2 protein-coding genes and 1 pseudogene are annotated in these 3,735 nt (G+C 66.1%); all 3 read right to left on the bottom strand.

The features are described from left to right. Positions 1–324 (bottom strand): annotated as a pseudogene (locus ACWEN3_RS43410) (hypothetical protein); the annotation flags it as partial. Positions 325–348: 24 nt separating this feature from the next. Beyond that, entirely contained in the window at positions 349–948 is a 600-nt protein-coding gene (locus ACWEN3_RS43405; RefSeq protein ID WP_452983339.1) for a helix-turn-helix domain-containing protein, read from the bottom strand. Between the two features lie 369 nt (positions 949–1,317). Next, positions 1,318–2,763, bottom strand: coding sequence for a hypothetical protein (locus ACWEN3_RS43400; RefSeq protein WP_452983336.1), 1,446 nt, complete (start codon positions 2,761–2,763; stop codon positions 1,318–1,320). Positions 2,764–3,735 lie beyond the last annotated feature (972 nt).

Genomic DNA, 3,735 nt, shown 5'->3' with positions numbered 1-3,735 from the left:
GCGGGGTACCGGGTGTGATGGGCTCGCGGGGCCGGTACGGGCGGCATGTGGTGGTGGCCGGTGCCCGGCCGCCGGCGACTGCGGGGCGTCGTGCGTGGTGAGGCTGTCGGGGGCCAGTGCCGGGGCGAGGGCGACGACGTCGGCCACGCCCAGGCCGGCCGCCGGGGCGATCCGCTCTGCCTTCGCCTTCGCGTAGGAGGCCAGCTGGACGATCAGCTTGTCGCGGTCCGCTTCCTGCTTTGCCAGTGCGGCCCGGGTCTTCTTGATCTGGTCCCGCAGGGTGCGCAGATCGGCGAGCGCGGTGCTGTAGCTCTGTGCGTCCATCGGGCGTTCCTTGTCCGGGCCGGTTCAGTCGACGGTGGCGTGGGTGGAGACGTAGGCAAGGGCTCCGCCCGAGTGGGAAGCCAGCCGGGTGCCCAGCAGTTGTTCGGCAAGCTGCCGGTCGCCTCCGGTGCGGGAGGTGAGGCGGGTGTGCGGGGTGGCCAGGTCGGTGACGTAGCCGGCCAGGCGGGCATCGGGAAAGGCGTGACGGCCCTCGGAGTTCTTCTCCCACCGCTGAAGGCCGGTCAGGACGGCCACGACGTAGCCGGACAGGGTCACCGGCAGGACTCCCCCAGCCGCGACGCTGGCCGCGTCGCATCGCCACCAGCCGCGCAGCGCCTTGAGCAGGTCCTCGGGCGGGAGGGCGGCGGCGAAGCCAAGCCATGAACGCTCCGGTTCCTGCGTCCGCCGGGCCGCATCCACCCGCAGAACGGCGACTTCCGGGACCGGCAGTCGATCGAGCGGCGCCTGCCGCCGCGTCTGCAGCGCCTGGACGACCTCAAGCGGGACCATGACGCGTACGCCACGCCGGGACAGATCCGGCAGCAGTCCGGCAGTGATGAGGCGCCGGAACGTGGTGATCGCGCAGCCGAGCTCTTCCGCAGCCTGTCCGGTCGTCAGCAGCACCCCACTCCGCCTCTATCCCTAATCAAATATCTGATTCGACATGTAGCGTAGTCCGGAAGGCGGAAGGGCGTCAAACTCTTGCTGGCATGGCGTGACCTTATGCGCCGACCCAACCAGCAGAGGTCGCGCACACCGGTCCATGCCCCAGGCCGTCCGCTGCCAGGCAGCGCAGGCGTCCTGCGGACCGTACCGGCTGCGGCATTCGGCTCCACCTCGGCGGCCCGCCGCAACAGCGGCTGACAGTCGGGGAGTTGCCCGAGAACTGCGGTTCGGCAGCGGCCAAGACCTGAAGCAGCAACATCGTCGGTTCGTCGGGAGGGCTCACCGGCCAAGCGGAAGCCTGATGTTCTCTGGTCTCGTCGGCCCTGGTCAGATGGAGGAATCGAGTTGGTCGAGCCATGTGCGGGCGGCACTGGCTGCACGGCGGATAACCTGCTCATCGGCACCGACCCTGCTGATCACTCCGATCTTGCGGTTAAGGCGTGCGTTCACTTCCCGATGTGTGGCACCTGTCGCTTTGACGAGTTCGTTGACCATGGCTGTCAGTCGGACGTGGGGGTTTGGATCGGTATCGGCTTCACCGTCGTACTGTCGTTCCCACTCGGGTTCCGGGTCATATAGTGACTCGCGTTCCGAGCAGTCAGCGCAAAACTCTAAGTCTTCCTCGACCTGCGCTTGCCCGCAGCTGACGCAGACCCAGCTGTCGCAGTTCGCGCACGACGTCAAGGCCCCGTCGGAGTCGTGTCCCCAGGCACGTTCCTGCGACGTGCACTGACCGATGCACGGCCGCGACGCGAAGGAGGGGCTCGCTGCAGGTTCTGGCGCGCCGTCGGAGGTCTCACGAGCAGCCAGTTCCGCCCTCCAGCGGGCACTGTTTTCCTTTCCACGCCGATTGCGTGCCTGCTCGAGGGCTTCCCTTTCTTCAGTTGTGAGGTGACCAGCGCACGCGGCTACAGGAGAAGGGAGGTCATCGTAGGCTGGCCATTCGGCAACCGGGCGGCGACATCGGCGACCAGTGGTCTTGCCATACCGGGTACATCCTGACGCCTGACCCCTGACGAGATCCTCCCGGCCGACGGCGGAGGATGCTTCCTTGGTGTGCGTCTTGGACGCCTGCTCGGAGGCTGCTCCCTGGGCCAGCTTTGCCTGCAGGATTTGCCGCCAGTCGTCACCGATCTCGGGAAGCGCAGGACCGGCACTGACGCCATCGACCTGCAGGCCATGCCGTCCCGCCACGTGTACGAGCACCGGCTGAATGGTTGCGAGGATCTCGTTGGTGAACCGGGGAACGAGATAGGGCGACACGATGAGAACGGCGTCCGTCCGCCCCCCGGAGCGGTTGCCCGGCATCAGTTCCACGTTTCCTACATCCGCCAGCAGGGCAGCTGCCTCACTATGGCCCTGCTCATACATCAAGAACGCCGTTTCCCCCAGCACGCGATGCAGGGTGGATGCCGCTGACACAGCTGGCCGGGGTGGCAGGGCAGCAGTGGCGGCGGGCGCATGCCCTGGCACCGCCGTACTTGCCGGCATGGAATACAGGGGCGCAGGTGGTGTTTGCTCAAGGATCGACTCAACGGCGGCTGGACGGCTGAGAACCTCCTCAAGCACCGCCTCGAGCACGAGCACGGAGCCCGAACCGACGAAGTTGTCCACCGAGCCCTGGTTGACCCAGGCCAGTGTCAGCGTGGCCCCGTCATAGAAGAACACGTTTGCGTTCTGACTCAACAGAATCCAGGTGAACCGCCGCCGGTTCTTCACTACTTCCAGCACCTGCGGCCATAGCTCCTGCACGAACACCGTCTTGTCCGCCATATCCGCTCCCCATGTGATCCGCTCTTAGCAGCGTAGAAAGAGGCACTGACAACTAGGCTCATCGCGATGGCAGTTGGCTTGGACCTCGGCAACCGTTGCTGACCCGTCATGACACCGCTGCGTGCGACGAGGCAGAAGCCCCTCATCCGCAGCGCCGTCGGTGCCGGGTGGTTCCGTTCGACGGTGCCGGGCACCAGATCGAATTGATGCACACGGAGGCCGCCGGCCGAGGCACCACGACTCGAGCAGGGTCGGGTTCAGCCGTCAGGAGGGCTGCGGCTGATGCCGCCGACGACGCGTCGAGCGCATTTCGAACTTAAAGCGGGCCCATGATCAGGCAAGATCTTTTCGGTCATTTGTTCCCATGTCATGGCCGGGATGCAACGCGTGTAGCACGCGGTCGTCTCCTCTTCCTCCCTGCCGTCGGCTGCGAGCTGAACGTCCGCCGCGTCTTACCGTTCGCAACGACTATGCGCAGCTTAGAGCGCCGCGCCTGTAGGCACGGTGCGTGCTGGGGTACCTCGTCATGGGGCAGAAGGCGGGGCAGTGTAGAGCGCGGGTCTGACAATGCATCCGCAACCGGCGCAACGGAAATGGCGCGAAGTCTCGGCTACCGTCTGGTACTGAGATTGGACGCCTCAGGCTCGGCCAGACAGTGCGTCAGGATGCGTTCATGAGTCTCCCCTCGTCTTTCAGGGAACAGACGGCGGCGATGCCGCGCGTCCATGCCCCACTTCTGCCTGGCAGCATCGAGCGCCTGGATATGTCCGGCCGGATGCCGCAAACATCGCGGTGATCTGCTCTGGGGTTGCGGTGTCAGGTCTTCTCCCGACCTCGGCCTACTTTCGCGGCCTGAGCGCGTCATGACGGCCCGACTACCTGCGTTCCGCGTAATTCGGGGGTTCTGGAGTCCCTACCGGGCTGAAGGTGCAGGTCAGTGGGCTGGAGGCTGGTGACGCGGGCGAATTCGCC

This window comes from Streptomyces sp. NPDC004561, from assembly GCF_053602155.1.
Note: the sequence above shows the minus strand (reverse complement) of the source record. Positions and strands in the feature narration are given on the sequence as shown.